Genomic DNA, 26,341 nt, shown 5'->3' on the forward strand with positions numbered 1-26,341 from the left:
GCCCGGCCTACGGTATGCAGACCGGATAATCGACGTTATTGCGGCATAGCGTCGCGTGGGATAATCGCCCCGCGATGCTGAATCACGGTGCTTGCTGTCAGGTGGCCGCGTTTTGCGGCCTCAGCAGCATCGCCACCGGTCAGACGTACCGCCAGATATCCGGCGCTGAAGGAGTCTCCGGCCGCAGTGGTATCGATCACCTTCTCTTTCGGCAATTTAACGGCCGGAACGTCGATGAGCGCTTCGCCCGCGATGGAAACCAGGCAAGAGTCTGCGCCACGCTTCACAACCACTTCCTGTACACCAGCTGCGTGAGTACGGGCAATCACCTCAGCAACGGGTTTTTCACCCCACAGCGCGTCTTCATCGTCCAGCGTCAGGAATGCGATATTGGTGCATTCCAGCATCTGCTGATACACCTGCTGGGTTTCTTCTTTGCTGCTCCACAGACGCGGGCGGTAGTTATTATCAAAAATGACCTTTCCACCGTTGGCACGGCATTCACGCAGCAACGACAGCAGCTTGTCACGACTTGCCGGGCTTAAAATCGCCAGGCTGATTCCGCTCAGATACAAGTAATCAAATGTCGCCAGCTCTTCGCAAATCGCGGCAGACTGCTCGCTCTCCAGCCAGAATTTTGCGGCGGCTTCATTACGCCAGTAATAAAAGGTGCGCTCGCCAGTGCTGTCGGTCTCAATGTAGTAGAGACCCGGCAGGCGGTTTTCCATGCGCTGGGTTAATGAGGTATCCACGTTTTCACCCTGCCAGGACTCCAGCATTTGTTGGCTAAAACTGTCGGTACCCAGTGCAGTCACATAGTGTACGGAAAGTGCCGTAGCATCGACCTGACGGGCGATATAAACGGATGTATTCAACGTGTCGCCACCGAATCCGCGCTGAACGTCAGCGCCTTTCTGTGACAGCTCAATCATGCATTCGCCAATCACGGCAATCTTTCTGGACATAGTCGTAACCTGCTCTGAAAAAAATTAGCGTTAGTGTGCGCTGTGGGTGTTAAGCGGTCAACTATATTAAAACATCGTTCCATTATTTTTTTGAGCCAGCACGTGTTCTGCGTTGTTTTTGCCGCTTAGTTTTTATTTTTGCGCACAGCTGAACGTAAAGTTCTGCGTCTGAGCGCCGATAACCTTTGACGAGTCCGGTCAGTCACACTCTTATTTACAGGACATCTCAGATGATAAAGCAGGTTACCCAGCAGCTCATTACGCTCGATGCGAGTATTGAAAACTTGCAGGAGAGACGCTATTGGCTGCAGTGCGAGCGTGCTTACACCTACCAGCCAATTTACCAGACCAACGGACGACTGATGGCCGTTGAACTGCTGACTGTCGTGAGCCATCCTGATAATCCATCCCAACGTATTGCGCCAGACCGCTATTTTGCCGAAGTAACCGTCCGACATCGTGTTGATGTGGTGATAGAGCAACTTCTTCAACTTGAGCTGAAAGGGGACTTTTTCAGAGCCAACAACCTGCTGGCTTCCGTGAACGTCGACGGACCAACGCTCATAGCGATGCGCCAGGATCCCGAAATCCTGAAAATCATTGAAGGCCTACCGTGGCTGCGTTTTGAGCTAGTGGAACATATCCGCTTACCGAAGGGGTCGTCCTTCGCCTCAATGTGCGAGTTTGGCCCGCTCTGGCTGGATGATTTTGGTACCGGAATGGCGAACTTCTCGGCGCTTAGTGAAGTGAATTATGACTATATCAAAGTGGCGCGAGACCTGTTCGTCATGCTGCGTAAGACGCCGGAGGGACGTAATCTCTTCACACTACTATTACAGCTGATGAACCGCTATTGCCGCGGCGTGATTGTCGAAGGCGTTGAAACGCTGGAAGAGTGGCGTGATGTGCAAAACTCACCAGCTTTTGCCGCGCAAGGCTATTTTCTCTCTCGTCCAGTACCTCTGGACACGCTTGAAGAGGTGATCCTGTCGCTTTGATGAGGACGTAGAACACCTCCTTTTCATCCTGCTGGACTATCTTTAGGACAGGCAAGGAAGGAAGTAGAGAGGTTAGACATGACGAAAACAGGTAAAATAACCACTTCAGTAATAGGGGTTTTCTTGTTGTTGATCGTCGTACTCATCATTGTGATTGCGACATTTGACTGGAACCGGCTCAAACCGACCATCAACCAGAAAGTCTCTACAGAACTCAACCGGCCCTTTGCTATACGGGGTGACCTGGGTGTGGTTTGGGAACGCCAGAAGCAGGAAACCGGCTGGCGTAGCTGGGTTCCGTGGCCGCATGTTCATGCTGAAGATATCATCCTCGGCAACCCGCCAGACATTCCTGACGTTACCATGGTGCATCTCCCGCGTGTTGAAGCTACGCTCGCACCACTGGCACTGCTGACAAAAACCGTCTGGCTCCCGTGGGTCAAGCTGGTCAAACCCGATGCGCGGCTGATCCGCCTGTCGGAGAAAAACAATAACTGGACCTTTAACTTAGCTGGGGACGAAAACCGCGATCCTAATGCGCCGCCATCCGCGTGGTCGTTCCGGCTGGATAACATTCTGTTTGACCAGGGACGCATCGCCATTAACGATAAGGTGACGAAGTCGGAGATTGAGATCCTGGTCGATCCGCTGGGCAAACCGTTGCCCTTTAGCGAAGTGACCGGCGCAAAAGGTAAAGAGAGCAACGCCCACGTCGAGGACTACGTGTTTGGTCTGAAAGCGCAAGGGCGATATAACGGCGAACCGCTAAGCGGTAGCGGAAAAATTGGCGGAATGCTGGCGCTGCGTGGTGAAGATACGCCTTTCCCGATTCAGGCTGATTTCCGTTCGGGCAATACGCGCGTAGCGTTTATCGGCACGATAAACGATCCGATGAACATGGGTGGGGCGGATCTACGACTTAAATTCTCGGGAGATTCGCTAGGGGATTTATACGATTTGACCGGCGTGCTGCTCCCGGATACGCCGCCGTTTGAAACCGACGGACGTCTGGTGGCGAAAATTGACCCGGAAAAATCCTCTGTTTTTGATTATCGCGATTTCAATGGCCGCATTGGCGACAGCGATATTCACGGAACGCTGGCCTACACCACCGGCAAGCCGCGACCCATGCTGAAGGGCGATGTGGAATCACGCCAGCTGAGGCTGGCCGATTTGGGGCCGCTGATCGGGGTGGATTCAGGCAAAGGGGCGGAACGGGCAAAACAATCTGAACAGCGCAAAGGTGAGAAGAGCGTTCAGCCTGCGGACAAGGTGTTGCCGTATGACCGTTTTGAAACTGACAAATGGAACGTAATGGACGCTGACGTGCGTTTCAAAGGACGGCGTATTGAGCATGGCAGTAGCCTACCGATCAGCGATCTCTCCACTCATATCATCCTGAAAAATGCCGACCTGCGTCTGCAACCGCTGAAATTTGGTCTTGCTGGAGGCAGCATTGTTTCCAGCATCCATCTGGAAGGGGATAAAAAGCCGATGCGGGGGCAGGCGGATATCCAGGCTCGCCGCCTGAAGCTTAAAGCGCTGATGCCGGATGTGGAACTGATGCAAAAAACGCTTGGTGAAATGAACGGTGACGCCAGGTTTAGTGGGAGCGGAAACTCGGTGGCGGCGCTGTTGGGTAACAGCAATGGCAACCTGAAACTGCTGATGAATGACGGTTTGATCAGCCGGAATCTGATGGAAATTGTGGGCTTGAATCTGGGGAACTATCTTGTCGGGCAGATATTTGGCGATGACGAAGTGCGGGTGAACTGCGCGGCGGCGAATCTGGATATTGTTAACGGCGTGGCGCGTCCGCAGATTTTTGCTTTTGATACGGAAAACGCAGTCATTAATGTCACCGGTACGGCAAGCTTTGCGTCGGAGCAACTGGATTTAACCATCGATCCGGAGAGTAAAGGGATTCGTATTATTACTCTGCGTTCGCCGTTGTATGTTCGCGGCACCTTTAAGAATCCGCAGGCAGGCGTGAAGGCCGGACCGCTGATTGCGCGCGGTGCGGTTGCTGCTGCGCTGGCAACGCTGGTGACGCCAGCGGCGGCCCTGCTGGCGCTGATTTCACCTTCTGAAGGGGATGCTAATCAGTGCCGGACAATCCTGTCGCAGATGAAGAAGTGATGAGAGCGCCGGATGAGGTGTAAACACCTTATCCGGCCTACGGGGGATTGCAGTTTGTAGGCCTGATAAGCATAGCGCCATCAGGCAATCAAATTACAGCGATTGATGCCGTGTCTCATGGGTTAACAGCAGCGCAATCAGCGTTAACGCCGCCATTGATGCCAGATACGTACCGACTGCCGCCAGACCATAATTCGCCTGCAACCATGCAGCGATGTATGGGGCAACGGAAGCACCAAGAATCGACGAAACGTTGTACGAGAACGACGCCCCCGTGTAGCGCACTTCGGTCGGGAACAGCTCCGGCAGCAGCGCGCCCATCGGACCAAATGTCAGCCCCATCAGGCTTAAGCCCAGCAACAGGAAGGCGAAAACCAGCACCGGATTGCCAGAGCCGAGCAGTGGTTTAAAGGCAAACAGCGCAAACAGAATGATAAGCGTGGTGATGATGAGCATGCTCTTGCGACGACCAAATGCGTCGGCCAGCAGGCCCGCCACCGGCACCATGACGCCAAAGCCAATCACCGCCATCATCAGCATCCACAACACTTCATTACGCGGCAGGCCAAGTCCTACAGGCGCGGCTGCGGTGCTGAACGTCATCGAATAGACGGTCATGATATAGAACAGCGTATAGGTTGCCAGCATGATGAACGTGCCGAGGATCGTCACGCGAACATGTTTGGTCAGCAGGGTACCCAGCGGGATTTTCACCTGCTTTTTCGCCGCGGCTACTTTGGCGAAGACCGGGGATTCATGCAGCGAAACGCGAACGTACAGCCCGATAATCACCAGTACCGCAGAGAAGATGAACGGTACGCGCCAACCCCAGCTCATGAACTGCTCGTCGGTCAGCAGCCAGGAGAGCAGCAGAAAGGTACCATTGGCGAAGAAGAAGCCAATAGGCGCGCCCAACTGCGGAAATGATCCGTACAGCGCGCGTTTGCGCGGTGGTGCGTTTTCCGTCGCCAGCAGCGCAGCACCGCCCCATTCACCGCCCAGACCTAAACCCTGACCAAAACGCGCCAGCGCCAGCAGCAAGGGGGCGAAAATGCCGATTGTTTCATAGCCCGGCAGCAGGCCAATCACAACCGTCGAGATCCCCATGGTGAGCAGTGAGGCAACCAGCGTGACTTTACGGCCGACGCGATCGCCGAAATGCCCGAATACCGCAGAACCGATCGGTCGTGCCACAAAGGCGATAGCAAAAGTCGCCAGGGACTGTAGCGTCGCGGCAGTCGGATCCCCCTGCGGGAAGAAGATATGCGGGAACACGATCACCGCGGCGGTGGCGTAAATATAGAAGTCGAAGAACTCAATGGCGGTGCCAATGAGCGAGGCAACGACGACTTTATTGCGCGAGTTGACCGGGGTGTGTTCCTGTTCGTTGTCGAGTGTTGTGGCTGTTGCTTGCATAATATTTTCTTATTTTTGGCCGAACGAAAGGCCATATTACGCACAGCAAAAGAGACATTTCAATCTGTAACAAACTTTGAGATCGGTCAAAAATGGAGCAAAAAGGGGATAATTTTTAGGCTTGAGATTTCACTTCCATGAAATGCTTCACATAATTTAAAACTTAGATGATAAAACTGGTTTTTGGTTAAATAAAAGTTACGGGTTGGATTTATTCACTAAATCGGTGAGTTCGGGCGGCATTATAATTGCCGGATGGAGCTGCGCTTATCCGGCCTACAAAACTCACCCGTAGGCCGGATAAGACGCGTGCGACGCCATCCGGTAATTCACAACTAATCCGGCGGTGGCTACTGCGTTTTCCCCGGCATACGTGGGTCGTCTTTGTATTCTGCGGTGGCAATCCAGGCAGCGCAAAACAGAGTCAGACGAGCGAAGAAGTAGAAGAACGCCATCAATCCAAGCACGGAACCAAACGCCGCGCCTGACGGCGATTGCACTAGTGACGGCAGGGTATATGTCATGATCATTTTGATGACTTCAAACCCCAGAGCCGCGATAAATGTGCCGCGTATGAGCGCTTTCTTACGCGGTCGGTGACGCGGTAGCCGCCAGAAAATCCAGAAGAACAGCAAGTAGTTGGCGAAAATAGAGATGGTCAGGCCGATCAGCCGCCAGGCGGGCTTCAGCCATTCGATACCGTCGAGATACAGCGCAGAGATAATCATCTGCTGGGCGGAACCGGCGATAGAGGTAATGGACAGGGTAACAATCAGCGCAACCAGTAAGCCAATCAATGAGATAAAATCACGCAGATATTTGACCCAAATTTTTTCCTGATCCTGTGGGGTACGCTCCCAGACATCCCGCGACTGAGCACGAATCGCTTCGCGCAGGTTTCCCATCCAGTTAATGCCGGAATAGAGCGCGATGCCAAGCCCTACCAGACCTACAGTGGTACGTTGCTGTACGGCGGTATTAATGGTGTTTTTCAGCGTAGAGGCGAGCGTCGGATCGCTGACGTTCAACAAAATCTTGCTGAAGATATCCTGCAACAGTGTAGGGTGCGAAGCGAGAATAAAACCCGCAGCGGCAAACGACACCATCAGGATCGGGATCATCGACAGAAACGAGAAGTAGGTAATGGCGGCGCCAAACTGATTCCCCATACGATCGTTAAACCGCTCTGCGGCACGAATAAGATGGGCGATGATGGGCTGACGTTGAATTTTATCGGCGAAGGTCAGAGCCGTTTTCAGCGCCTGGTTCGCTTTAGCGTTTTTCTCCGGCGCGGCGGAGGCTGGTTTATGTTCTGGCGTAGGGTGTTTTGCGTCTTGTTCCTGCGTCATCCGATCGGTTGTCCTTATTTTGTTCACTCATGACATTATAGCCTGCTCAGGAGCGCATCCTGAAAAATGGACTAATCCACATAGTCTTTCATCACGCCAGTCAGCCATTCCATAAACAGATGTACCCGGCGAGAGAGGTTGCGTCGATGTGGATATAACAAAGAGACCGGCATTGGCTCGGCGCGATATTGCGGCAACACTTCGACCAGCGTACCGGCGCGCAGGGCATCACGCACGCCAACGCGCGGCACCTGAATAATGCCCAGACCGGCAAGGCATGCCGCGTGATAGGTTTCGGTACTGTTTACCGTTAGCATACCGCCGGTTTTAACCCATTGCGTGCCGTTTTCTGTCGCCACTTCGAAACCTTGCGCACGCGTTCCCAAATTGACCGAGTAGTGCACCACTGCATGTGAAGCTAAATCCTCCAGGCTTTCCGGATAACCAAAGCGGGCGAGGTACTGTGGGCTGGCGCAGTTAATCTGCGTGAGTTTCCCCACTGGGCGCGCAATCAGCCCTGAATCTTTCAGCGTGCCTACGCGTACCACACAGTCGAAACCTTCGCGGACCAAATCCACCAGGCGGTCGCTGCTGCTGAGTTCGAGCTCAAGGCCGGGATACTGATGCAAGAAAGTGGGTAAGCGGGGCATCACCAGGTTTCTCGCCACGCCAACCGGCATATCGACGCGCAGCTTGCCGCTGATGCTGGATGGATCGTGATGAAATAGTCCATCCAGTTCATCCAGATTGCTCAACAAATCTTTTGCGCGTTCGTAATAGATCATACCGTCTTGTGTGAGCTGAACGCGGCGGGTAGTGCGGTGCAACAACTGTGTGCCCAGATGATTTTCCAGGGCCTGGATTTGGCGCGATACGCTACCTTTAGGAAGACCAAGGGTGTCTGCCGCACGCGAAAAGCTCTCCAGTTCTGCGACGCGGATGAACAACTGCATTGCGTGAATTTTATCCATTCTCATGCCCTATTGTTGTTCCAAATGAAACAGTAATGCGCAACAGACGACATTTATTGTTTTTCTATCACCTAATAAGCTTTATCTCAATCATCACAACGTCGGAAATGAGGTTTCTTATGACGCAACGTATCGCATTAGTGACTGGTGGTAGTCGTGGGCTCGGTAAAAACGCCGCACTTAAGCTGGCTGACAGAGGAACGGACATTATCTTTACCTACAACAGCCAGCAGCAGGCGGCGCTGGATGTGGTTGCTGAAATTGAGCAAAAAGGCAGAAAAGCTGCGGCAATACAACTGAATGTCAGCGATGTGGCTGGCTTTGAGTCCTTTACCCATGAGGTACAAGCGCAGCTGAAGAGCATGTGGAATCGTGAGGCGTTTGATTATTTAGTGAACAATGCCGGAATTGGTCTGTATGGCGCTTTTGCCGATACCTCCGAAGCGATGTTTGATCAATTAGTGAACATTCACTTTAAGGGCCCCTTCTTCCTGACCCAACGTCTGTTGCCGTTGATCCAGAATGGCGGCAGGATCCTGAATGTTTCATCGGGACTGGCGCGTTTTGCACTGCCAGGGTATGCCGCCTATGCCTCAATGAAAGGGGCGATGGAAGTACTGACGCGTTATCAGGCGAAAGAACTGGGAGAGCGGGGTATTTCAGTAAATATCATCGCGCCTGGGGCGATTGAAACCGATTTTGGCGGCGGTCGACTGCGGGATAATAAAGAGCTGAATGCATATGTGGCATCGCAAACGGCGCTGGGACGCGCGGGCTTGCCGGATGATATTGGCGACGCGATTGCCGCGTTGCTCAGTGATGAGCTGGCCTGGATGACAGCGCAGCGTATCGAAGTATCGGGCGGAATGTTCCTGTAAATCGCTCGTATCTTATTCAGCTTTTGAGCAATAGAAAACCGGTGCGCCACTCCAGGTAAAAATATAGCTGGTGGCGTTTACCGGTATTATCTGCAATCTAATTCAGCGATCGCGGTGCCGAAAGAAATCCGGGATAAACTTTCTGAATAACTCATTTTTCTTCGACAGCGGATTTGTCTCAGAAGAAACCATGATCACTTCCCCATCCCCCACAGATTCAGAATTTAATTCTTTGAAATGTTAAAAATTCGACATTAAAAATTGAGCGTTCGATCGCGTATGTGAAAACATGGCCTATGTGCTAAAAATTTCGCATAGGAAGAATAATAAATCGTGAATTTCATTTATAACCTCAAATCTACCATAAACGAATACTAAACGACCGCTTCCTCATAGTAGATTGGGATGAAGATTGGAAAGCATTTATAGCAGTCATATAATCCACCATACAAACGGTATGGATTATCTCAACGCTTATATGTAGAGGTGCATGTTCGTCTTCATTTAACGTGGGTATAAGATATGGGCTATCGTCTATATGGATTTATGATTGGTGCTGAAATTCATTTTGACATTTCTAATCGCCGACTGTATCGGCTTACGGGTAGCCATACCGAGAAAAACATCGTTTTTGCGTCAATTTACTTTAATGAAACAATGCTCAGGCTTTTCCTGTATTTATTAATAAATGCCAGGAGCCAGCCGGTACCGAAAGAAGAGTTATATGAAAAAATCTGGGAAGCGCATAATCTGAGCCCTTCTGCGCAAAGATTATGGCAAGTCCTGCACAATCTTAATAATAAACTTGGCCTGCTGGGGTTACCCAGGGATTTTATCCTTAATATAAGAGGTCAGGGTTATGTCATCAATTATCCTGATGTCATTCCCGTTTATTACAAAGTGAGCGAACTCCCAACTCATGCTGTCAAAAAAAGGGAGAAAATAGATAACCTGAGTGAGTGATGTCAACCCAGGTATTTGCCCTGAGCATGTAGTGCGAGGGGCTTTTTTTATCGTTATCTTTGCTTTCTATTTTCAATGAATGTTCGCTAAGCGCACTTTGAGTCAGATGCGATGGCGCTTATGCAAAAGCTTGCCCCTGCAAGCGTTCAGCGGGTTATCGAACTGGCGAAGAAAATGAATCTGCGGGCGATAGCCGAAGGTGTTGAGACTCAGGTTCAGGCCCATTATTTGCGCTTAAAGAACGGTGATTTTTTACAAGACCAGTTTGTTTGAAGTCCTGATCACAGTGATGCAATCACCCGTAGCCTTCAGTGTCGATTGATATAGCAACGCTGTTAGGCGGAAAACTACAGTTGATGATCATTTAATGCGATATTTCGTTTTGTAACATATTTGTCTGCTATCGTGAGTTCCTTATTTTTAGCAAAGAATATAAACTTCGAAAAATTAATATTAATAAGCTGATTTTGAGTATTGGATATTAAGGATTTCCTTAATGTTTAGCGCCACTTTTGTCCCTTTGTGTGATTATTTGGTTTTAGCTGTAACTATTTGCGATTTCTACTTTTTTCTTCTCCGTCTATCGGTAAAATGGCCCCCGCCAAATGGTGACTTCTTATTTTACCCCTCGGGTAATACCCTTCCGCGTGTTAAGGCTAGTATCTTATTCAGACGGAGATAAGTAATGCAGGTAATAATGTTTGACAGGCAGTCGATATTTATTCATGGAATGAATGTAAGTTTACAAGAGCGTATTCCAGGAGTGGATGTTCAGGGTGTCAGTCAGGCAGATGACCTTTGGCAGAAACTGGAAGACACCCCTGATGCACTGATAATGCTGGATGGCGACCAGGACGCTGAGTTCTGCCGTGACTTGCTACAGCAGATAGCGCAACGCTTTTCGACGGTAAAAGTGCTGGTAACAGCAACGGACTGCCGTAAAAAATGGCTGCAGGAGGTTACGCAATTGAATGTGCTGGCCATTGTTCCACGCGACTCTGACGCGGAAACCTTCACGCTGGCTCTCAATAGCATTGCAATGGGAATGATATTTATCCCCAGAGATTGCATGGCAACCCCCGAGAACAGCGGGCAAAATATCAGATCGCTTAGTGCGCGTCAGCGAGAGATTCTGACTATGCTTGCCGCCGGAGAATCAAATAAACAAATTGGTCGATTGTTAAATATCAGCACCGGAACGGTCAAAGCCCATCTTGAATCGCTGTATCAGCGCCTCGAGGTAAAAAACCGTACGCAGGCGGCAATGATGTTAAACGACGCTATTTAACGGGCGAATATTTCACAGTCAGAACGTTTCTGGCTGTGAAATAACCCCCAAGCAGAATTCTGCAGCACAAAACCGGCTTATCCCCACGCTGAGCATCCACGCAATTAACGCTTCCTGTTGAAACCTTTCTTTTATTTGCGGCATTTTCTGGTGTATGAATTCCTCGCAGATTTCCAGATCCGCGAGCAGTAGTGTTTCTGCCTGCGTTACCGAAACAGGCGCAGGAAAGTTTTCATCGGATGTGATTTCGTGCCCGTAGCCAATCACCCAGACACCATTTTTGTCCTGATACTTTTCCAGTGACAGGCCTTGCCATTGTTTAATAAATGCAACACAGGCGGGCGTGAAATACGTTGAATGGAGTGGCATATTCATCTCTGTACAAAGAGACCTATTTTAAGAAACCACCCTCGTTACGCCAGTTGCCATACAGCCAGTTTTTTCAGCAAAACGTCTTATGCTGCGGGTGGCTGATAGTCGTGTTTTAACAGGCCGAAAATCCAGTCATCATTCCAGTTTTGATGCAGCCAGTAGCTTTCCCGCAGCGTGCCTTCGTGAATGAACCCGACCTTTTCCAACAGACGCCGTGAGGCTTCGTTTCTTGCGGTGACACAGGCCGTCAGCCGGCGTAGCCCTCCGGTGGTAAATGCAAAATCGCAAACTGCATGCAGAGATTCAGTACCATAACCTTTCCCCTGCGCTTCAGGGGCGAGCAGAAAACCGACCTCGGCACATTCATTGTTCTCATGAATATATCCAGTCACTCCAAGCGGTGCTCCCGATGCCTTATCGCACAGGACCAGACATAGCCAGTGCGGGCTGCCGGGAGACCATTCAGGCAGGCGGGAGTTGAAGGCTGTCCGTATCTCTTCTTCACTACGCGTGTCAGCGACAAAGCGCATCACATCTGGATTCTGCTGTAGCGTTAAGAAGAACGTCCAGTCATTTTCTGTCAGTGGGCGGCAGAGCAGACGTGATGTTTGCAATACAGGCACAGGCTTATCTCCAGAATAATTTTCAATGATTGTGCGGAAGTCACTGTAAAACTTATTTATTTGCTATATGAATGTGTTCTAGTCTACATCGGCACAACGTTGCGTTTAAAAAAGATAATTACATACCATGATGAGGCCGCACGTTTTGGGTCCTTTTAGGGAAGATGATGACCAATAGCGCGTTACAAGCGACATGTACACCCTTTGAACATTGTCTGGGGATTATCCGTCAGGCGTCGATAGAAATATTACTGCTGTTAGGCGTACATGTCACAGAAGGCAAAGACCCTCGGTGGTTTCTCGAACAACTGGATCAGGCACGACTGAATCTGGGCGGCTGGGGGGCTGTCGCCAGACGGTTGCAGATGAATGATGCGCAATTGAGCCAGTTCACTCTGCGGCTACGCCATCTTCAACAGAGTGTACCCCAATATGAAAATGGCCAGGATGTCAGTGAAAACCAGCTGATTTCAGCGCTGCGCTTTGTGGCCTCTCTGGAACAATTGCGCCAGCAACAGCCCATCCTGAAGTATCAAACCGAAATTGCACCTGTGGAGCCGGATGCTCAGATGCGGGCGCAGCGTCAACTTCGCGCAATAGAATTAACCCTCAAATCCCTGATTGCGCGGGTATGGCCGGATCAGCATCCTCTCAACAGCTTCCTGAAACAGCACTTTGGCGGTGAACGTCTGCGTCGCTGGCTAAAGTTAGGCGAAGGACGAGATGCGCTGGACGGTATGATGTTTAGCGAGCTGGCACTGATGGTCGTCGATAAGAAATTATTCGTTCGCCACTTTACGCAGATTTTTAACGATACCTCGGTGCTGATGTCGTTTGTTGAGCCGCGCATCACGCTACGCATGTTTTTGGATGATTGCCGCCTGGCTCGTAACTGCGTTATCGCGCAGCAGCCGCTGACGTCAGTACAATTGCTGTTGCTGGACTACCAGTACCGGCAGATAACTCATCCTGTGCAACGGGCATTTGAAGAACGGCGTACGCGCATTAATCCTGCGTCGTATCTGGAATCTGATGAGTCCATGGTCCGCCAGTTTTGGGAAACGGCAAAGCAAAAAGACGAGCAAGCGGGAGGCGATAAGCATGAAATCGCAGACAGTATTGATCCGCCGGAGAAGCGAGCCAAACGCTCGGCGGAAGAACGTGAACAGCTGATTTCCGGCATGTTGTGGGTAGCGGTCGGCGTGATGGTGCTGGCGATTTCGCTGGGTGCGTTCTGGTTATTCACTTCGCCAGCGCCACAGGCGTCCTCCGGACAATCCGTTGAAATTGTGCAGGAGGAACCGCGACGTGACGCCCCCAGCGCGCGGGAGGCGGTGACCCGAATGGGTATCACCTGGGATGCCTTTAACATGCGGGCGGCTATCGATCGCAATGACACCCGCGTGACGTCACTGTTCCTGCAGGGTGGGATGGACTGGAAGCTGGCGTGGACGGAGCAGGCGTTCTCAGCGGGCAATACCGAGGTGTTGAGACTGCTGCTGCGTTACCCTTCGCAGATGGATGAAAGCAAACCATGCCGACAGTTTATGACTACGCTCAGCCATGCGATGTCGAATGGGGCGTCACTCACATCGCTGCATAAAAGTTATCTGCAAAGTTTTTGTTCCGTGCCTGCGGTCGTTGCGCGTCAGCAATATGATCTTGAGCAGGCCGAGCTGCGTGTTCGCGCCCAGCCAAGCCCTGAGAACAAGAAATGGCAGAAAATTCACGCCGAGTTGTACGATGCGATTAACTGACATCCTGATGACTCAGACCGTCAGCCGCTAGGGTTCGCCATACAAACCGATGAGTCGGCGCACCACGCCATTGGTCCAGCCAAAGCCGTCCTGCAACGGATATTCCCCGCCGCCGCCTTCGCGCGGCGCTGCGTCGGCTATGTGGTATTTTTCGATAAGCTTGTGGTGTTCCTGATAAAAGAGATTCACCGTTTTCAACCAGTTACGGGCGATTTCATCCCCGAGATGGTCGTCACCGTACAGTTTGAAGCCCTGGATCGCCATCCACTGCAGCGGCGCCCAGCCGTTCGGTTTATCCCACTGTTCCCCAGTTTCATGCTCCGTGGCTAAAATACCACCGGGCGTGAGCAGGCGACTGCGAACCGCGTTAGCAAGCCGGTCGGCTTGTTCATGTGTTGCCATACCGACATACAGCGGCACAATACTGGCGGCAGAGAACAGGGCCATTTGTTCGCGCCGCCAGTCGTAATCGCGATAGCAGCCGTTTTCATCGTCCCACAGATAGCGGTTTACCGCATCGCGACGGTCACTGGCTTTCTGGCGAAACTGTGCTTCCGTTTCTTTGTCGCCTTTCAGCGCGGAAATATTGGCGATAGTGCTTTCCAGCTTGTAGAGGAAGGCGTTCAGATCAATGGGGATGAACTGCGTGGTGCGTATGCTGGCAAGTCGGCCTGCATCGCGTAGCCAGCGCGAGGAATAATCCCAGCCGGAGGCCGCGCCCGCGCGCAAATCCCGATACACCTCATTGGGTGGACGACCCGAATGCTTGGCGGTCTCGACGTCTTCAAGCCATGATTCATCACGCGGCGTATCACGATCGTCCCAATAGCGGTTGAGCAGAGAGCCGTCCGACATTCTGATCACGTGACGGTAGGCCTGGTTGAGCACCAGGGAATCGGCGCCATCCATCCAGAATGCGTATTCCATTTTCAGATGTTCAAGGTAGCGACGCGCGCCGCGTACGCCATCCTCTTCAAACAGTTCCACCATCAGCGCAAAGACCGGTGGCTGCGAACGGCTCAGGTAGTAGGTACGGTTACCGTTGGGGATGTGACCATAGTTTTCAATCATCCAGGCAAAGTTATCCGCCATACACTTCAGCAGATCTTCGCGGCCGCTCTCTGCCAGACCCAGCATGGTAAAGTAGGAATCCCAGTAGTAGGTTTCGCTAAAACGTCCGCCGGGCACAATATATGACTGCGGTAACGCCAGCAGCGAGGACCAGGGAATGTGATCCTGCGGCTCGCGCGTCAGCACAGGCCACAATTGATCGATATGCTCTTTCAGCGAGCTTGCCGGATCGGACACATATTCACTGGAGGGCGTTTCCGGTAGCCAGAAATGGTTCTCGACGAAACGTCGCAGATCAAAGTCGCGGTGGCGTTTAACTTTGCGATAGCGGATCAAAATGTCCAGTGGGTCCATTTTGGGCGCACAATCAGGGAAGGTTTTGCTATCAGCAAATAGTTTGGATGACTGGACGTGTTCAAACAGCTCGAGGTAACGATCGGCGGGGGTTAACGCATCTGACGCGGGTAACCCTGCAATCATCTCCGGCTCTGGCTCTGCCTCAATCATTTCATCCAGCTTTAACTCGCACGGATCCATTTCATAAAGCAGATCGATATCGATCGTCATTTCTTCTGAAGGGGCGTGGGGTAGTTTCTGGTTGAGCATAATGAGAAAGACCTCCGATGGACGTTGAAAGATTAAGGCTATTGCCCGGTCGTCAGTTAAGCGTAGACATTCGCTTCGGTGTCTGGTGAGTAAAGCGTGCGGTTGATCACATTTTAGTGCTGCATATTATTTAGAAAATAAGACTATCCCAATGAATATAATGAAGAATTCATAATTCTGCGTGACCTGAAGATATTTCATTTTCAGAACATTCGATTGCAACGAGTTGTGAACGGAAAACCATAACGGCTTATCTCCGTAATAGGCACAGGCTATTCTATCGATAGTTATCCCCCATGTAATTGCTTGATACTTATCAAAATAATAAATCCCTTACTTTCTATGATGGTTAAGTCTGATAAAGACTATGCACTCATTATTCTAATTTTTCTGGGTCACAATAACTCACAACGGTGAGGGTAAAATAATGAAAATCATTACCCGTCTTACCGCGATAGCCATAGCTGGCGTCGTGATTTGTTATTTTGGATTATCCGGTTATGTGTGGTATCACGATAATCAACGTAGTAAACAGGCAGATGTTCAGGCCTCTACGCTGGAAGAAAATAATAAAGTATTAGGTTTTTTACGCGAAAAAGGATGCGATTATTGTCACACGCCTTCAGCTGAATTACCTTTCTATTCTTCTTTTCCTGTCGCTAAGCAGTTGATGAATTACGATATTCAACTGGGATACAAATCATTCAATCTTGAGGCCGTTCGTGCGGCGCTGGTCGCAGATAAACCCGTTTCGCAAAGCGACCTGAATAAAATTGAATGGGTGATGCAGTACGACACCATGCCGCCGACGCGTTATACCGCACTGCACTGGGCTGGCAAGGTAAGCGATACGGAGCGAGCAGAGATCCTGGGCTGGATTGCGAAACAGCGCGAGCAGTATTATGCCAGTAACGATACCGCCGCGCAGCATCGTAACGAGCCTGTGCAGCCGATACCGGAAAGCATTCCGACCGATGCCCGTAAAGTGGCGCTGGGCTTTACGCTTTACCACGACCCGCGTATTTCCGGTGACAGCACGATTTCTTGCGCGCACTGCCATGCCCTGAATGCGGGGGGCGTAGATGGTCGCAAAACGTCAATCGGCGTAGGCGGCGCGGTTGGTCCTATCAACGCGCCGACGGTATTTAACTCTGTCTTCAACGTGGAACAATTCTGGGATGGTCGAGCACCAACATTGCAGGCGCAGGCAGGCGGCCCGCCGTTGAACCCTATCGAGATGGCGTCTAAATCCTGGGATGAAATTATCCAGAAACTGGATAAGGATCCGCAACTCAAACAAGAGTTTATCGCGGTTTATCCGCAGGGATTCAGCGGAGATAATATTACCGATGCGATTGCTGAGTTTGAGAAAACGCTAATTACGCCAAATTCGCCGTTTGATAAATGGCTACGCGGTGATGAAGCGGCGTTAACCGCCCAGCAGAAACATGGCTATCAGTTGTTTAAAGATAATAAGTGCGCGACCTGTCATGGCGGTATTATTTTAGGCGGGCGTTCATTTGAGCCATTGGGTTTGAAAAAGGACTTTAATTTCGGCGAGGTCACTGCCGCAGATATTGGCCGCATGAACGTCACTAATGAACTACGTGACAAGCTGCGTCAAAAAGTCCCTGGCTTGCGTAACGTTGCGCTGACCGCGCCTTATTTCCATCGAGGTGATGTGCCTACGCTCGACGGTGCGGTAAAACTGATGCTGCGTTATCAGGTGGGTAAAGAACTGCCGCAGGAAGATATCGACGATATCGTGGCGTTTCTTGAGAGTCTGAACGGGGTGTATACGCCGTATATGCAGGGTAAATAAGAGAAAACCGGATGGCAAAGCGCCATCCGGTATTTTATTGATTAACGCATGGTAACGAACTCTTCTGCTGCCGTTGGGTGAATCGCAACGGTGTTATCAAAGTCTTTCTTGGTTGCGCCCATTTTCAGTGCGACCGCGAAGCCTTGCAGCATTTCATCCATTCCAAAACCAATACCGTGAATACCGACAATCTTCTCTTCCGGACCGACGCAAACCAGCTTCATGCGGCACGGCTGACGGTGCGTGGTGACAGCGGTATACATCGCGGTAAACGATGATTTATACACTTTTACCTGGTCATCGCCGTGCTGTTCGCGAGCCTGCTGCTCGGTCAGGCCGACGGTGCCAATTGGCGGATGGCTGAAGACCACGGTCGGGATGTTGCTGTAGTCCAGATGTTCGTCCGGTTTGTTGTTAAACAGACGCTCGGACAGGCGACGGCCCGCGGCGACGGCAACCGGCGTCAGCTCTACGGCGCCGGTATTATCGCCGACGGCATAAATACCCGGCACGCTGGTGTTCTGGAATTTATCAACGACGATGTAGCCTTTTTCATTGGTTTTCACGCCAGTCGCTGCCAGGTTGAAGTTATCAGTGGCTGGTTCACGACCAATTGCCCAAATCAGGCAATCTACCGTTTCGCTACGACCATCTTCCAGTTGCAGGGTCAGGCTGCCGTCAGCGTTTTTAATGACCGCTTTCGGAATCGCGTGAGTATGCAGAGTCGGGCCTTCGGCGTTCATCACTTCAACCAGCGTGTCGACGATCATCGGGTCGAAGCTGCGTAGCGGCGCGTGTTTACGCACGAACAGATGCGTTTGGGCACCCAGGCCGTTAATCACGCCTGCCAGCTCAACGGCGATGTAACCTGCGCCGACGACCGCAACGCGCTTCGGCAGCGCGGGCAGCTCAAAGAAGCCATCGGAGTCGATCCCGTATTCCACACCCGGAATGTTCGGATGGCTCGGGCGACCACCGGTAGCAATCAAAATATGATCGGCAGTAATGGTTTCACCGTTCACTTCAATGGTTTTGGCATCCACAAAGCGGGCAAAACCTTTAATCACATCGACATTATTTTTGCCCAGCACATTGTCGTACGAGGTATGAATACGATCGATATAAGCGGTACGCGTGGCGATCAGTTTATCCCAGTCGAACTTATTGATGGTGGTGTCGAAACCGTAATCCGGCCCGTACATGTGGATCGCTTCGCGAACCTGGGCGGCATGCCACATCACTTTCTTTGGTACGCAGCCCACGTTAACGCAGGTGCCGCCTAACTCTTTGGCTTCAATCAGTGCGCATTTCTGGCCGTACATTGCTGCACGGTTAATGGAGGCAATACCGCCGCTGCCGCCGCCAATAGCGATGTAATCATAGTGCTTGGTCATGACCGCTCCTTCATGTTCATTGTAGGGCGGAGAAGCGTTACGCCATCCGCCAAAATATTCGCGATTGTATACCTGATATTAAAAGGTTCCACCGATGGCTGCGATTACTCCGGCACGATCCAGCTTACCGAGGTATGACCGGTTCCTGCCGGAACCAGTTTGCTGTGCAACCACGGCAGAACGTTGTTCATCTGCTGCTCCAGCTTCCACGGCGGGTTAATCACAATCATGCCAGACGCTGTCATACCGCGCTGATCGCTGTCCGGGCGCACTGCCAGTTCAATTTGCAGAATTTTGCGGATGCCGGTGTCTTCGAGATCGTGGATCATGCGCTTGATTTGTTGGCGCAGAACCACCGGATACCACAGCGCATAGGTGCCGGTCGCGAAACGCTTGTAGCCTTCGTTAATACCGGTGACCACCGCCTGGTAGTCGCTTTTGATTTCGTAGGGTGGATCGATAAGGATCAGCCCACGACGTGAAACCGGTGGCAATTTTGCTTTCAGCTGCTGATAACCATCGGCTTTGGCCACGCGTGCGCGCTCATCTTTCTGGAATTCGCCGCGCAGCAGGGGAAAGTCGCTCGGGTGCAGTTCAGTTAATTGCAGGCTATCCTGTTCGCGCAGCAGCTGACGAGCAATTAACGGAGAACCCGGGTAGTAGCGCAACTGACCGCTACGGTTGAAGTGTTGCACTACGCCAATGTAGGGTTCCAGTTCGGCAGGCAAATCGTCCTGCTGCCAGATACGGGCGATCCCTTCCAGATATTCACCGGTACGTTCGGCATGCTCACTGCTCAGCTGATAACGGCCAGCACCAGCATGGGTGTCCAGATAGAGAAACGGTTTTTCTTTCTCTTTGAGCGATTCAATGATCAGGCTCTGGACGGTGTGTTTCAAGACGTCGGCGTGGTTGCCTGCGTGATAACTGTGGCGATAACTGAGCATGGGTAATGAAATTCCGCTGAAATGACGATTTGCCACAGTTTACAGCAGATCGGCACAGATTACCCGTAGGCCCGGTAAGCGCAGCACCATCGGGCGTCTTTCCGTCACGGTTAGCATTGAAATCCTCTACACTTAACCCCATTGTACAAATTAATATGCACAGCGCCGGATACGCGCTTCATTCACTCTTTTCAACAGGACCGCGCTAATGACCAATCCATTGCTGACTCCCTTCGAACTGCCGCCGTTTTCTAAAATTCAGCCTGAGCATGTCGTGCCTGCCGTCACTAAGGCGCTGAACGATTGCCGCGAAAACGTTGAACGTGTGGTTGCGCAGGGCGCGCCGTACACCTGGGAAAATCTCTGCCAGCCGTTGGCGGAAGTTGACGATGTGCTGGGGCGTATTTTCTCTCCTGTTAGCCACCTGAACTCGGTGAAAAACAGCCCGGAACTGCGTGAAGCCTACGAACAAACGCTGCCGCTGCTGTCTGAATACAGCACCTGGGTTGGACAACATGAAGGCCTGTACAAAGCGTACCGCGACCTGCGTGATGGCGATCATTACGCCACCCTGAGTACCGCGCAGAAAAAAGCGGTCGATAACGCGCTGCGCGATTTTGAGCTTTCTGGTATCGGTCTGCCGAAGGAAAAACAGCAGCGTTATGGTGAAATCGCCACCCGTCTTTCTGAACTCGGCAACTTGTACAGCAATAACGTCCTTGATGCCACGATGGGCTGGACGAAGTTAGTCACCGATGAAGCCGAGCTGGCTGGTATGCCGGAAAGCGCGCTGGCTGCGGCGAAGGCCCAGGCGGAAGCCAAAGAGCAGGAAGGCTATCTGTTAACGCTGGATATCCCAAGCTACTTGCCGGTGATGACCTACTGTGACAACCAGGGACTGCGTGAAGAGATGTATCGCGCTTACTCCACCCGCGCGTCTGACCAGGGGCCGAACGCTGGCAAATGGGATAACAGCCCGATAATGGAAGAGATCCTCGCGCTGCGCCACGAACTGGCACAGCTGCTGGGCTTTGAAAGCTACGCCTTTAAATCTCTGGCGACCAAAATGGCGGAAAACCCGCAGCAGGTCCTCGACTTCCTGACCGATCTGGCGAAACGCGCCCGTCCGCAGGGGGAGAAAGAGCTGGCTCAACTGCGCGCCTTCGCGAAAGCGGAATTTGGTGTTGATGAGTTGCAGCCGTGGGATATCGCTTACTACAGCGAGAAACAAAAACAGCATCTCTACAGTATCAGCGACGAGCAACTGCGTCCTTATTTCCCGGAGAACAAAGCCGTTAACGGTCTGTTTGAAGTGGTTAAACGTATTTACGGCATTACCGCTAAGGAGCGCACCGATGTTGACGTCTGGCATCCGGAAGTTCGTTTCTTCGAGCTGTACGACGAAAACAACGAGCTGCGCGGCAGCTTCTACCTCGACCTGTATGCCCGTGAACATAAACGCGGCGGGGCGTGGATGGATGACTGCGTCGGCCAGATGCGTAAAAGTGACGGCACGTTGCAAAAACCGGTTGCCTACCTGACCTGTAACTTTAACCGTCCGGTGAACGGCAAACCCGCGCTGTTTACCCACGATGAAGTGATTACCCTGTTCCACGAGTTCGGCCACGGTCTGCACCATATGCTGACTCGTATCGAAACCGCGGGCGTTTCCGGTATCAACGGTGTGCCATGGGATGCGGTCGAACTGCCGAGCCAGTTTATGGAAAACTGGTGTTGGGAGCCGGAAGCGTTGGCGTTTATCTCCGGCCATTATGAAACCGGCGAACCGTTGCCGAAGGAACTGCTGGATAAAATGCTGGCGGCGAAAAACTACCAGGCGGCGCTGTTTATTCTGCGTCAACTGGAGTTCGGTCTGTTTGATTTCCGTCTGCACGCGGAATTTAACCCGCAGCAAGGGGCGAAAATCCTCGACACACTGGCCGAAATCAAGAAACAGGTCGCCGTGGTGCCGGGCCCAACCTGGGGCCGCTTCCCGCATGCCTTCAGCCACATTTTTGCTGGTGGCTACGCGGCGGGTTACTACAGCTATCTGTGGGCCGACGTGCTGGCGGCAGATGCCTTCTCTCGCTTCGAAGATGAAGGGATTTTCAACCGTCAAACCGGACAATCGTTCCTCGATAACATCCTCACCCGTGGCGGTTCTGAAGAGCCGATGGAACTGTTCAAACGCTTCCGTGGCCGCGAGCCACAGCTGGATGCGATGCTGGAGCATTACGGGATTAAAGGCTGATTATTCACGTGAAAATCTGCTTAGTCGATGAAACAGGCGCCGGAGACGGCGCCTTATCTGTTCTGGCCGCCCGCTGGGGACTGGAACACGATGAAGATAACCTGATGGCGCTGGTGATGACGACAGCACATCTGGAACTGCGCAAACGCGATGAACCTAAGCTCGGCGGTATCTTCGTCGATTTCGTGGGCGGTGCGATGGCCCATCGGCGCAAATTTGGCGGTGGCCGCGGTGAAGCGGTGGCGAAGGCGGTCGGCATTAAAGGCGATTACCTGCCGGATGTGGTCGATGCAACCGCAGGGCTGGGGCGCGATGCGTTTGTACTGGCCTCGGTAGGCTGTCGCGTACGAATGCTGGAACGTAATCCGGTGGTTGCTGCGCTGCTTGACGATGGCCTGGCGCGCGGGTATGCCGACCCGGAAATCGGTCCGTGGCTGCAGGAGCGTTTGCAGTTGATTCACGCGTCGAGCCTGACGGCGTTAACCGATATCACGCCGCGCCCGCAGGTGGTGTACCTCGACCCGATGTTCCCACATAAGCAGAAAAGCGCGCTGGTGAAAAAAGAGATGCGCGTGTTTCAGTCGCTGGTGGGGCCGGATCTGGATGCGGATGGGCTGCTGGAGCCTGCTCGTCAGTTAGCCACCAAACGAGTGGTGGTGAAGCGTCCGGACTACGCGCCGCCGCTGGCGGATGTCGCCACGCCGAACGCGGTAGTTACAAAAGGGCATCGGTTCGATATTTATGCGGGAACGGCATAGGCCAGATGGTCAGCTATAGTGCCCGATGGCGCTACGCTTATCGGGTCTACAGTTCGGTGCCGTTAGTAGGCCGGATAAGGCGGTAGCCGCATCCGGCATCACGGGTTAAACAAACGGTGCCAGCGGATCGGCAATCTCAAACGCTACCGCGCGGTCCGCCTTCGGCGGGTAAATCAGCTCGCTGACAATCGACACCTTCAGCTTTTTCGCTTCTGCGCGCGTCAGTTTCACCTGCTGATCCCATCCTTCGCTATACACCGCACCCCAGGCACCAAGATCCAGGCAGGTGACGTAGTTTTCCTGACGATATGGCAGTGGTGTTATGTTTAACAGGTCTGCCGCGGCATTATTACCGGCGAATTTACCCAGCAAGATGGCGTGCTGGCAGGTCATCAGCGCATGATTGCCTTTGTCGTCGGTGGCGGCGTAGGCTACATCGCCAGTGGCGTAGATATCATCGTGACCCACAACCTGTAGATTGGCATTGACATGCAGACGGCCCTGGCGATCGCGCGGGGCGTTAATCTGTGCTGTCAGGCTATTAGCCTGTACGCCGACGGTCCAGATAACTGTCTGGGAAGAAATCACCTGTCCATCTTTCAGCGTGACGCCAGAGGCATCCACGCACTCTACTTCCGCATTGACCAGCCACTCGACGCCCAGTTCAGCAGAGGCTTCGATAATCACGTCACGTAATTCCTGGCTCCAGCGTCCACCCGGCTGAGCGCCGCGTTCAACTACGACAACTCTGGTCTTAGCATCAGCGCCCAATATTTCGCGCAAACGACCTGGTAATTCCAGCGCCATTTCAATGCCGGTAAAGCCGCCGCCGCAGACCACTACCGTATTGCGAGCCTCACTTTCCGGATGTAATGCCAGATCGTTAATGTGCTGCTCCAGTACGGCGGCGCTCTCAAGTTGGTCGAGGTCAAACGCGTGCTCGGCGGCACCGGTGACGGCGTCGCGGTTTACGTGACTTCCGCTGGCAAGCACCAGGCGGTCGTAGCGGCGCAGATGAATGTCACCGTTGGCATCTTTCCAGCTCACCTCTTTAGAGTCCGGGAGGATTTGCTCGACGTGACCTTGCAGGAAGTTGACGCCGGTAACGTCAAACAGCGGTTGCAGTGGTGCGACCAGCGTATGAACGGCGCTTTCATAAAAACGCGGGCGGATACGCAGCTCTGGCTGTGGCGCAATTACTGTAATATCAATGGCCTGCTGATGTTTATCCGCCAGTCGTGCGGCGCTTAATGCTGCCCACATACCGGCAAAGCCGGCGCCCACGATCAGAATTTGTTTACGCATTGGAGTTTTCTCACTGGTGACTACGAGTTATTTACTCGGATTTTATTGGTCGTAGTTAAAAATTGCAATGCGATCGAGATCCTTTTTGCCTCAAAGGATGAGGGTTTTTTATTATCTGTTTGATAAATATGTATTTAAAGTTTTATTGTGAAGAGGGGTTACTTTGCTGTCTGGAATGAGTGAAACGAAAAAGCTACAATAAACTCAGATTAATTTTGACTGAGATAAGAGAATGGCATTCTACAGTTCTGGGGTTGAGTACGGCATTCATAGCCTGATGTGTATGGTCGACAGTAAGGGCGACGCGCGGGATATGAGCGTGCGGGAAATTGCCGAACTGCAAAGTGTGCCATATGACTATCTGGCAAAAATTTTCACCCGTCTGTCCAAAGCGGGTCTGGTGCGCAGCATTGAAGGCAAGGGCGGTGGTTTCCAGTTAGCTAAACCTGCTGAACACATCACTGTGCTGGATGTGGTGAATGCTATTGATGGTGATAAGCGCATCTTTGAATGTCGTGAAATTCGCCAGCGGTTGGCGGTATTTGAGGAGCATCCACCAGAGTGGGCCTGTGAAGGCATTTGTGGTGTGCGTTCGGTAATGGACATGGCCCAGCAGCGGATGGAAGAAGCGCTCGGTCAGCATACGATTCTGGACTTGGCGCGCAAAATGTACCGCAAAGCGCCGGACACCTTTGTGGTGGAAGTGCAGGAGTGGATAGACGCGCGTAAAGGGTAGTGAGTGAAAATGCCGGATAGGGCAATAGCCACCATCCGGCACTGAAGGTTATTGTTCGGTGCTCGGCGTATTAATCATGCGGTTCAGCCATGGCACCATAATCGCCATCACCACCGTTACGGCCAGGGTCACCAGACCAATCTTACTGAAGACGTTGGTATAGATAGGCAGCGTTTGCAGCGGGTCGGTGATGTTCTCTGGTACGGCGGTGAACGTCGCGACATAACCCCCCATCAGGAAGGCTGCTGCCTGGGTCAGGAACCACATCCCGAGAATAAAGCCCATCAGGTGTTGTGGCACGAGAGCGGCGACCATAGCCAGCCCCAGGGCGCTAATCAGCAGTTCACCCAGGCTCTGGAACAGATACACCAGCACGATAAACCACGGCGACGTCAGCCCCTGCGCATCGGCAAACCACATTCCGGCTGCAGCGGCGGTCAGGAAACCCAGCGAGCACAGGAACATACCGAGCGTAAACTTCATCGGCATGGTCAGGTCTTTACCTTTGTTGCCCAGACGGGTATAGATTGCGGCCAGTACCGGACTCGCCAGTACCACCCAGAACGGGTTCAGCGCCTGGAAGCTTACCGGGTTGATGGCGAAACCAAGAATTTCATGGTGCACGTTATTGATAGCAAAGAAGTTCAGCGAAGTTGGCATCTGCGCGTACAGCACGTAGAACACCACCGCTTCCAGCATCAGGATAAAGGCCACAAACATTTTGTTGCGCCCGGTTTTATCCAGTTTGAAGGCCTGACGGAAGAAGATGATCGTCACGGCAATCGACAGGACGATCAGCACCAGGTTGGCAATCTGTACGTTGTGCATCAGCCAGGCGCAGATAAATACCATCACTACCGTTCCGGCCAGCACGCAGAATAGATTACGGAAATTCAGCGGCTTATGGTCTGGCTCTGAACCGATATTCTTCACCATTCCACGGCAGGCAAAGTAGACCAACAGCGCGACAATAAGCCCGGCCCCGCACAGGTTATAGGTCACCGCATAGCCAAACTTATCGGCAATCACCGGTGCCAGCGACAACGACAGCAGTGAACCGATGTTAATCGACATATAAAACAGGGTGAAAGCACCGTCCAGACGGGCGTCTTTCGGTGGATAGCATTTTGACAGCAGGCTTGCCGGGTTGGCTTTAAACAGCCCGTTACCGACGGCAATGGTACCCAAAGCAATAAAAATCAGGTCGGGCTTAAGCAGTGACATCCCGGTCATGAAGTAGCCGATTGCCAGCACAATGGCGCCGAGTACCAGCGTGCGCTTAGTGCCTAACAGATGGTCGCCGACGTAGCCGCCGATCGAGATCAGGCCATAGACCAGCGCGGCAAATGCACCAAAGGTGACAAATGCCTGTTCCTGCGAAAAACCGAGCTGCTTAACAAAAAATACCGCCAGGATGCCCTGAACGCCGTAATAGCCAAATCGTTCCCATAATTCCACAAAGAAGATCATGAAGAACGGACGAGGTTGCTGCAGCAAGCCCGTAGGTGCAGTTTTATTCATATTCCATCGCCTTTCAAAGCCATCCCGAAAAGTATGAACGCGTATGCTTAAACGCGCCGAAAAAGTCTTATTTTGTTATAGACTGCGGTTATTGGCCGCAGGAGTAGAGTATTATAGAGATAGTTTTCGATCCAATTAGTTGATCACACTAATTATGATTTATTTGTTGGATTGATGTACTAATTGTGTCTGAATGATAAAAACAAAAACG

Annotated in this window: 22 protein-coding genes; 11 read left to right on the forward strand and 11 right to left on the reverse strand. The window is 52.1% G+C overall.

All coding sequences use genetic code 11. The features are described 5' to 3' along the window. Positions 1 to 35 precede the first annotated feature (35 nt). A complete protein-coding gene (locus SK33_RS00965; protein ID WP_016151138.1) occupies positions 36 to 965 on the reverse strand; it encodes a sugar kinase in 930 nt (309 codons plus the stop codon). A gap of 230 nt (positions 966 to 1,195) precedes the next feature. Between SK33_RS00965 and pdeH the strand changes: the two genes are divergently transcribed. Both pdeH and SK33_RS00975 read left to right on the forward strand, forming a co-directional pair. Continuing rightward, entirely contained in the window at positions 1,196 to 1,963 is a 768-nt protein-coding gene (gene pdeH / locus SK33_RS00970; protein WP_003023308.1) for a cyclic-guanylate-specific phosphodiesterase, read from the forward strand. Positions 1,964 to 2,041: 78 nt separating this feature from the next. Continuing rightward, positions 2,042 to 4,102 (forward strand): AsmA family protein, encoded by a 2,061-nt coding sequence (locus tag SK33_RS00975; RefSeq protein ID WP_048218808.1) that lies wholly within the window; start codon positions 2,042 to 2,044, stop codon positions 4,100 to 4,102. Between the two features lie 93 nt (positions 4,103 to 4,195). Here SK33_RS00975 and SK33_RS00980 read toward each other — a convergent pair whose 3' ends face one another. The 3 genes from SK33_RS00980 to SK33_RS00990 all read right to left on the reverse strand — a co-directional run bounded on the left by SK33_RS00980 (position 4,196) and on the right by SK33_RS00990 (position 7,838). Beyond that, the gene (locus SK33_RS00980; protein WP_003023312.1) at positions 4,196 to 5,518 is read right to left on the reverse strand and encodes an MFS transporter; all 1,323 of its coding nucleotides are present in this window, start codon (positions 5,516 to 5,518) and stop codon (positions 4,196 to 4,198) included. Between the two features lie 350 nt (positions 5,519 to 5,868). Further along, positions 5,869 to 6,867 carry an inner membrane protein YhjD gene (gene yhjD, locus SK33_RS00985; protein WP_003023314.1) on the reverse strand — a complete coding sequence of 333 codons (999 nt, stop codon included), beginning with the start codon at positions 6,865 to 6,867 and terminating at the stop codon, positions 5,869 to 5,871. Between the two features lie 71 nt (positions 6,868 to 6,938). After that, the gene (locus SK33_RS00990) at positions 6,939 to 7,838 is read right to left on the reverse strand and encodes a LysR family transcriptional regulator (RefSeq protein WP_048218807.1); all 900 of its coding nucleotides are present in this window, start codon (positions 7,836 to 7,838) and stop codon (positions 6,939 to 6,941) included. 119 nt (positions 7,839 to 7,957) lie between these two features. Here SK33_RS00990 and SK33_RS00995 point away from each other — a divergent pair, with 119 nt between their 5' ends. The 4 genes from SK33_RS00995 to SK33_RS01010 all read left to right on the forward strand — a co-directional run bounded on the left by SK33_RS00995 (position 7,958) and on the right by SK33_RS01010 (position 10,967). Next, complete coding sequence (locus tag SK33_RS00995) at positions 7,958 to 8,716, forward strand: SDR family NAD(P)-dependent oxidoreductase (RefSeq protein ID WP_003023319.1); 759 nt, start codon at positions 7,958 to 7,960, stop codon at positions 8,714 to 8,716. A gap of 522 nt (positions 8,717 to 9,238) precedes the next feature. Continuing rightward, entirely contained in the window at positions 9,239 to 9,679 is a 441-nt protein-coding gene (locus SK33_RS01000; protein ID WP_003023322.1) for a winged helix-turn-helix domain-containing protein, read from the forward strand. 120 nt (positions 9,680 to 9,799) lie between these two features. Continuing rightward, positions 9,800 to 9,952 (forward strand): diguanylate cyclase, encoded by a 153-nt coding sequence (locus tag SK33_RS01005; protein ID WP_247751708.1) that lies wholly within the window; start codon positions 9,800 to 9,802, stop codon positions 9,950 to 9,952. A 412-nt stretch (positions 9,953 to 10,364) separates the two neighbouring features. Next, entirely contained in the window at positions 10,365 to 10,967 is a 603-nt protein-coding gene (locus tag SK33_RS01010) for a response regulator transcription factor (RefSeq protein ID WP_003023327.1), read from the forward strand. An 18-nt stretch (positions 10,968 to 10,985) separates the two neighbouring features. Here SK33_RS01010 and SK33_RS01015 read toward each other — a convergent pair whose 3' ends face one another. Both SK33_RS01015 and SK33_RS01020 read right to left on the reverse strand, forming a co-directional pair. Beyond that, positions 10,986 to 11,336 (reverse strand): glycoside hydrolase family protein, encoded by a 351-nt coding sequence (locus SK33_RS01015; protein WP_048218805.1) that lies wholly within the window; start codon positions 11,334 to 11,336, stop codon positions 10,986 to 10,988. 86 nt (positions 11,337 to 11,422) lie between these two features. Then, positions 11,423 to 11,962 carry a GNAT family N-acetyltransferase gene (locus SK33_RS01020; RefSeq protein ID WP_048218804.1) on the reverse strand — a complete coding sequence of 180 codons (540 nt, stop codon included), beginning with the start codon at positions 11,960 to 11,962 and terminating at the stop codon, positions 11,423 to 11,425. Positions 11,963 to 12,129: 167 nt separating this feature from the next. Between SK33_RS01020 and SK33_RS01025 the strand changes: the two genes are divergently transcribed. Next, positions 12,130 to 13,719 carry an STY4199 family HEPN domain-containing protein gene (locus SK33_RS01025; RefSeq protein ID WP_032950457.1) on the forward strand — a complete coding sequence of 530 codons (1,590 nt, stop codon included), beginning with the start codon at positions 12,130 to 12,132 and terminating at the stop codon, positions 13,717 to 13,719. Between the two features lie 27 nt (positions 13,720 to 13,746). On the opposite strand, the gene SK33_RS01030 is transcribed toward SK33_RS01025, so the two are convergent. Beyond that, positions 13,747 to 15,396, reverse strand: coding sequence for an alpha,alpha-trehalase (locus SK33_RS01030; RefSeq protein WP_003837772.1), 1,650 nt, complete (start codon positions 15,394 to 15,396; stop codon positions 13,747 to 13,749). Between the two features lie 427 nt (positions 15,397 to 15,823). Between SK33_RS01030 and SK33_RS01035 the strand changes: the two genes are divergently transcribed. Further along, complete coding sequence (locus SK33_RS01035; RefSeq protein ID WP_003837773.1) at positions 15,824 to 17,218, forward strand: cytochrome-c peroxidase; 1,395 nt, start codon at positions 15,824 to 15,826, stop codon at positions 17,216 to 17,218. Positions 17,219 to 17,259: 41 nt separating this feature from the next. Here SK33_RS01035 and gorA read toward each other — a convergent pair whose 3' ends face one another. Beyond that, positions 17,260 to 18,612, reverse strand: a complete 1,353-nt coding sequence (gene gorA, locus SK33_RS01040; RefSeq protein WP_048218803.1) for a glutathione-disulfide reductase — start codon at positions 18,610 to 18,612, stop codon at positions 17,260 to 17,262. Between the two features lie 104 nt (positions 18,613 to 18,716). Then, complete coding sequence (locus SK33_RS01045) at positions 18,717 to 19,559, reverse strand: 23S rRNA (adenine(2030)-N(6))-methyltransferase RlmJ (RefSeq protein WP_003023347.1); 843 nt, start codon at positions 19,557 to 19,559, stop codon at positions 18,717 to 18,719. A gap of 208 nt (positions 19,560 to 19,767) precedes the next feature. On the opposite strand from SK33_RS01045, the gene prlC reads away from it, so the two are divergent. Both prlC and rsmJ read left to right on the forward strand, forming a co-directional pair. After that, entirely contained in the window at positions 19,768 to 21,810 is a 2,043-nt protein-coding gene (gene prlC / locus SK33_RS01050; protein ID WP_003023349.1) for an oligopeptidase A, read from the forward strand. A gap of 8 nt (positions 21,811 to 21,818) precedes the next feature. Beyond that, a complete protein-coding gene (gene rsmJ, locus SK33_RS01055) occupies positions 21,819 to 22,568 on the forward strand; it encodes a 16S rRNA (guanine(1516)-N(2))-methyltransferase RsmJ (protein ID WP_003023353.1) in 750 nt (249 codons plus the stop codon). Between the two features lie 105 nt (positions 22,569 to 22,673). Here the strand turns inward: rsmJ and SK33_RS01060 are convergent, their stop codons facing one another. Next, the gene (locus tag SK33_RS01060) at positions 22,674 to 23,873 is read right to left on the reverse strand and encodes an NAD(P)/FAD-dependent oxidoreductase (protein ID WP_048218802.1); all 1,200 of its coding nucleotides are present in this window, start codon (positions 23,871 to 23,873) and stop codon (positions 22,674 to 22,676) included. Between the two features lie 232 nt (positions 23,874 to 24,105). Between SK33_RS01060 and SK33_RS01065 the strand changes: the two genes are divergently transcribed. Continuing rightward, positions 24,106 to 24,609, forward strand: coding sequence for an RrF2 family transcriptional regulator (locus SK33_RS01065; protein ID WP_003023361.1), 504 nt, complete (start codon positions 24,106 to 24,108; stop codon positions 24,607 to 24,609). A 48-nt stretch (positions 24,610 to 24,657) separates the two neighbouring features. Here SK33_RS01065 and dtpB read toward each other — a convergent pair whose 3' ends face one another. Continuing rightward, positions 24,658 to 26,130, reverse strand: a complete 1,473-nt coding sequence (gene dtpB / locus SK33_RS01070) for a dipeptide/tripeptide permease DtpB (protein ID WP_003023364.1) — start codon at positions 26,128 to 26,130, stop codon at positions 24,658 to 24,660. Positions 26,131 to 26,341: the final 211 nt, after the last annotated feature.

Origin of the sequence: Citrobacter sp. MGH103 (genome assembly GCF_001034475.2) — a bacterium.
Classification (GTDB): domain Bacteria; phylum Pseudomonadota; class Gammaproteobacteria; order Enterobacterales; family Enterobacteriaceae; genus Citrobacter; species Citrobacter freundii.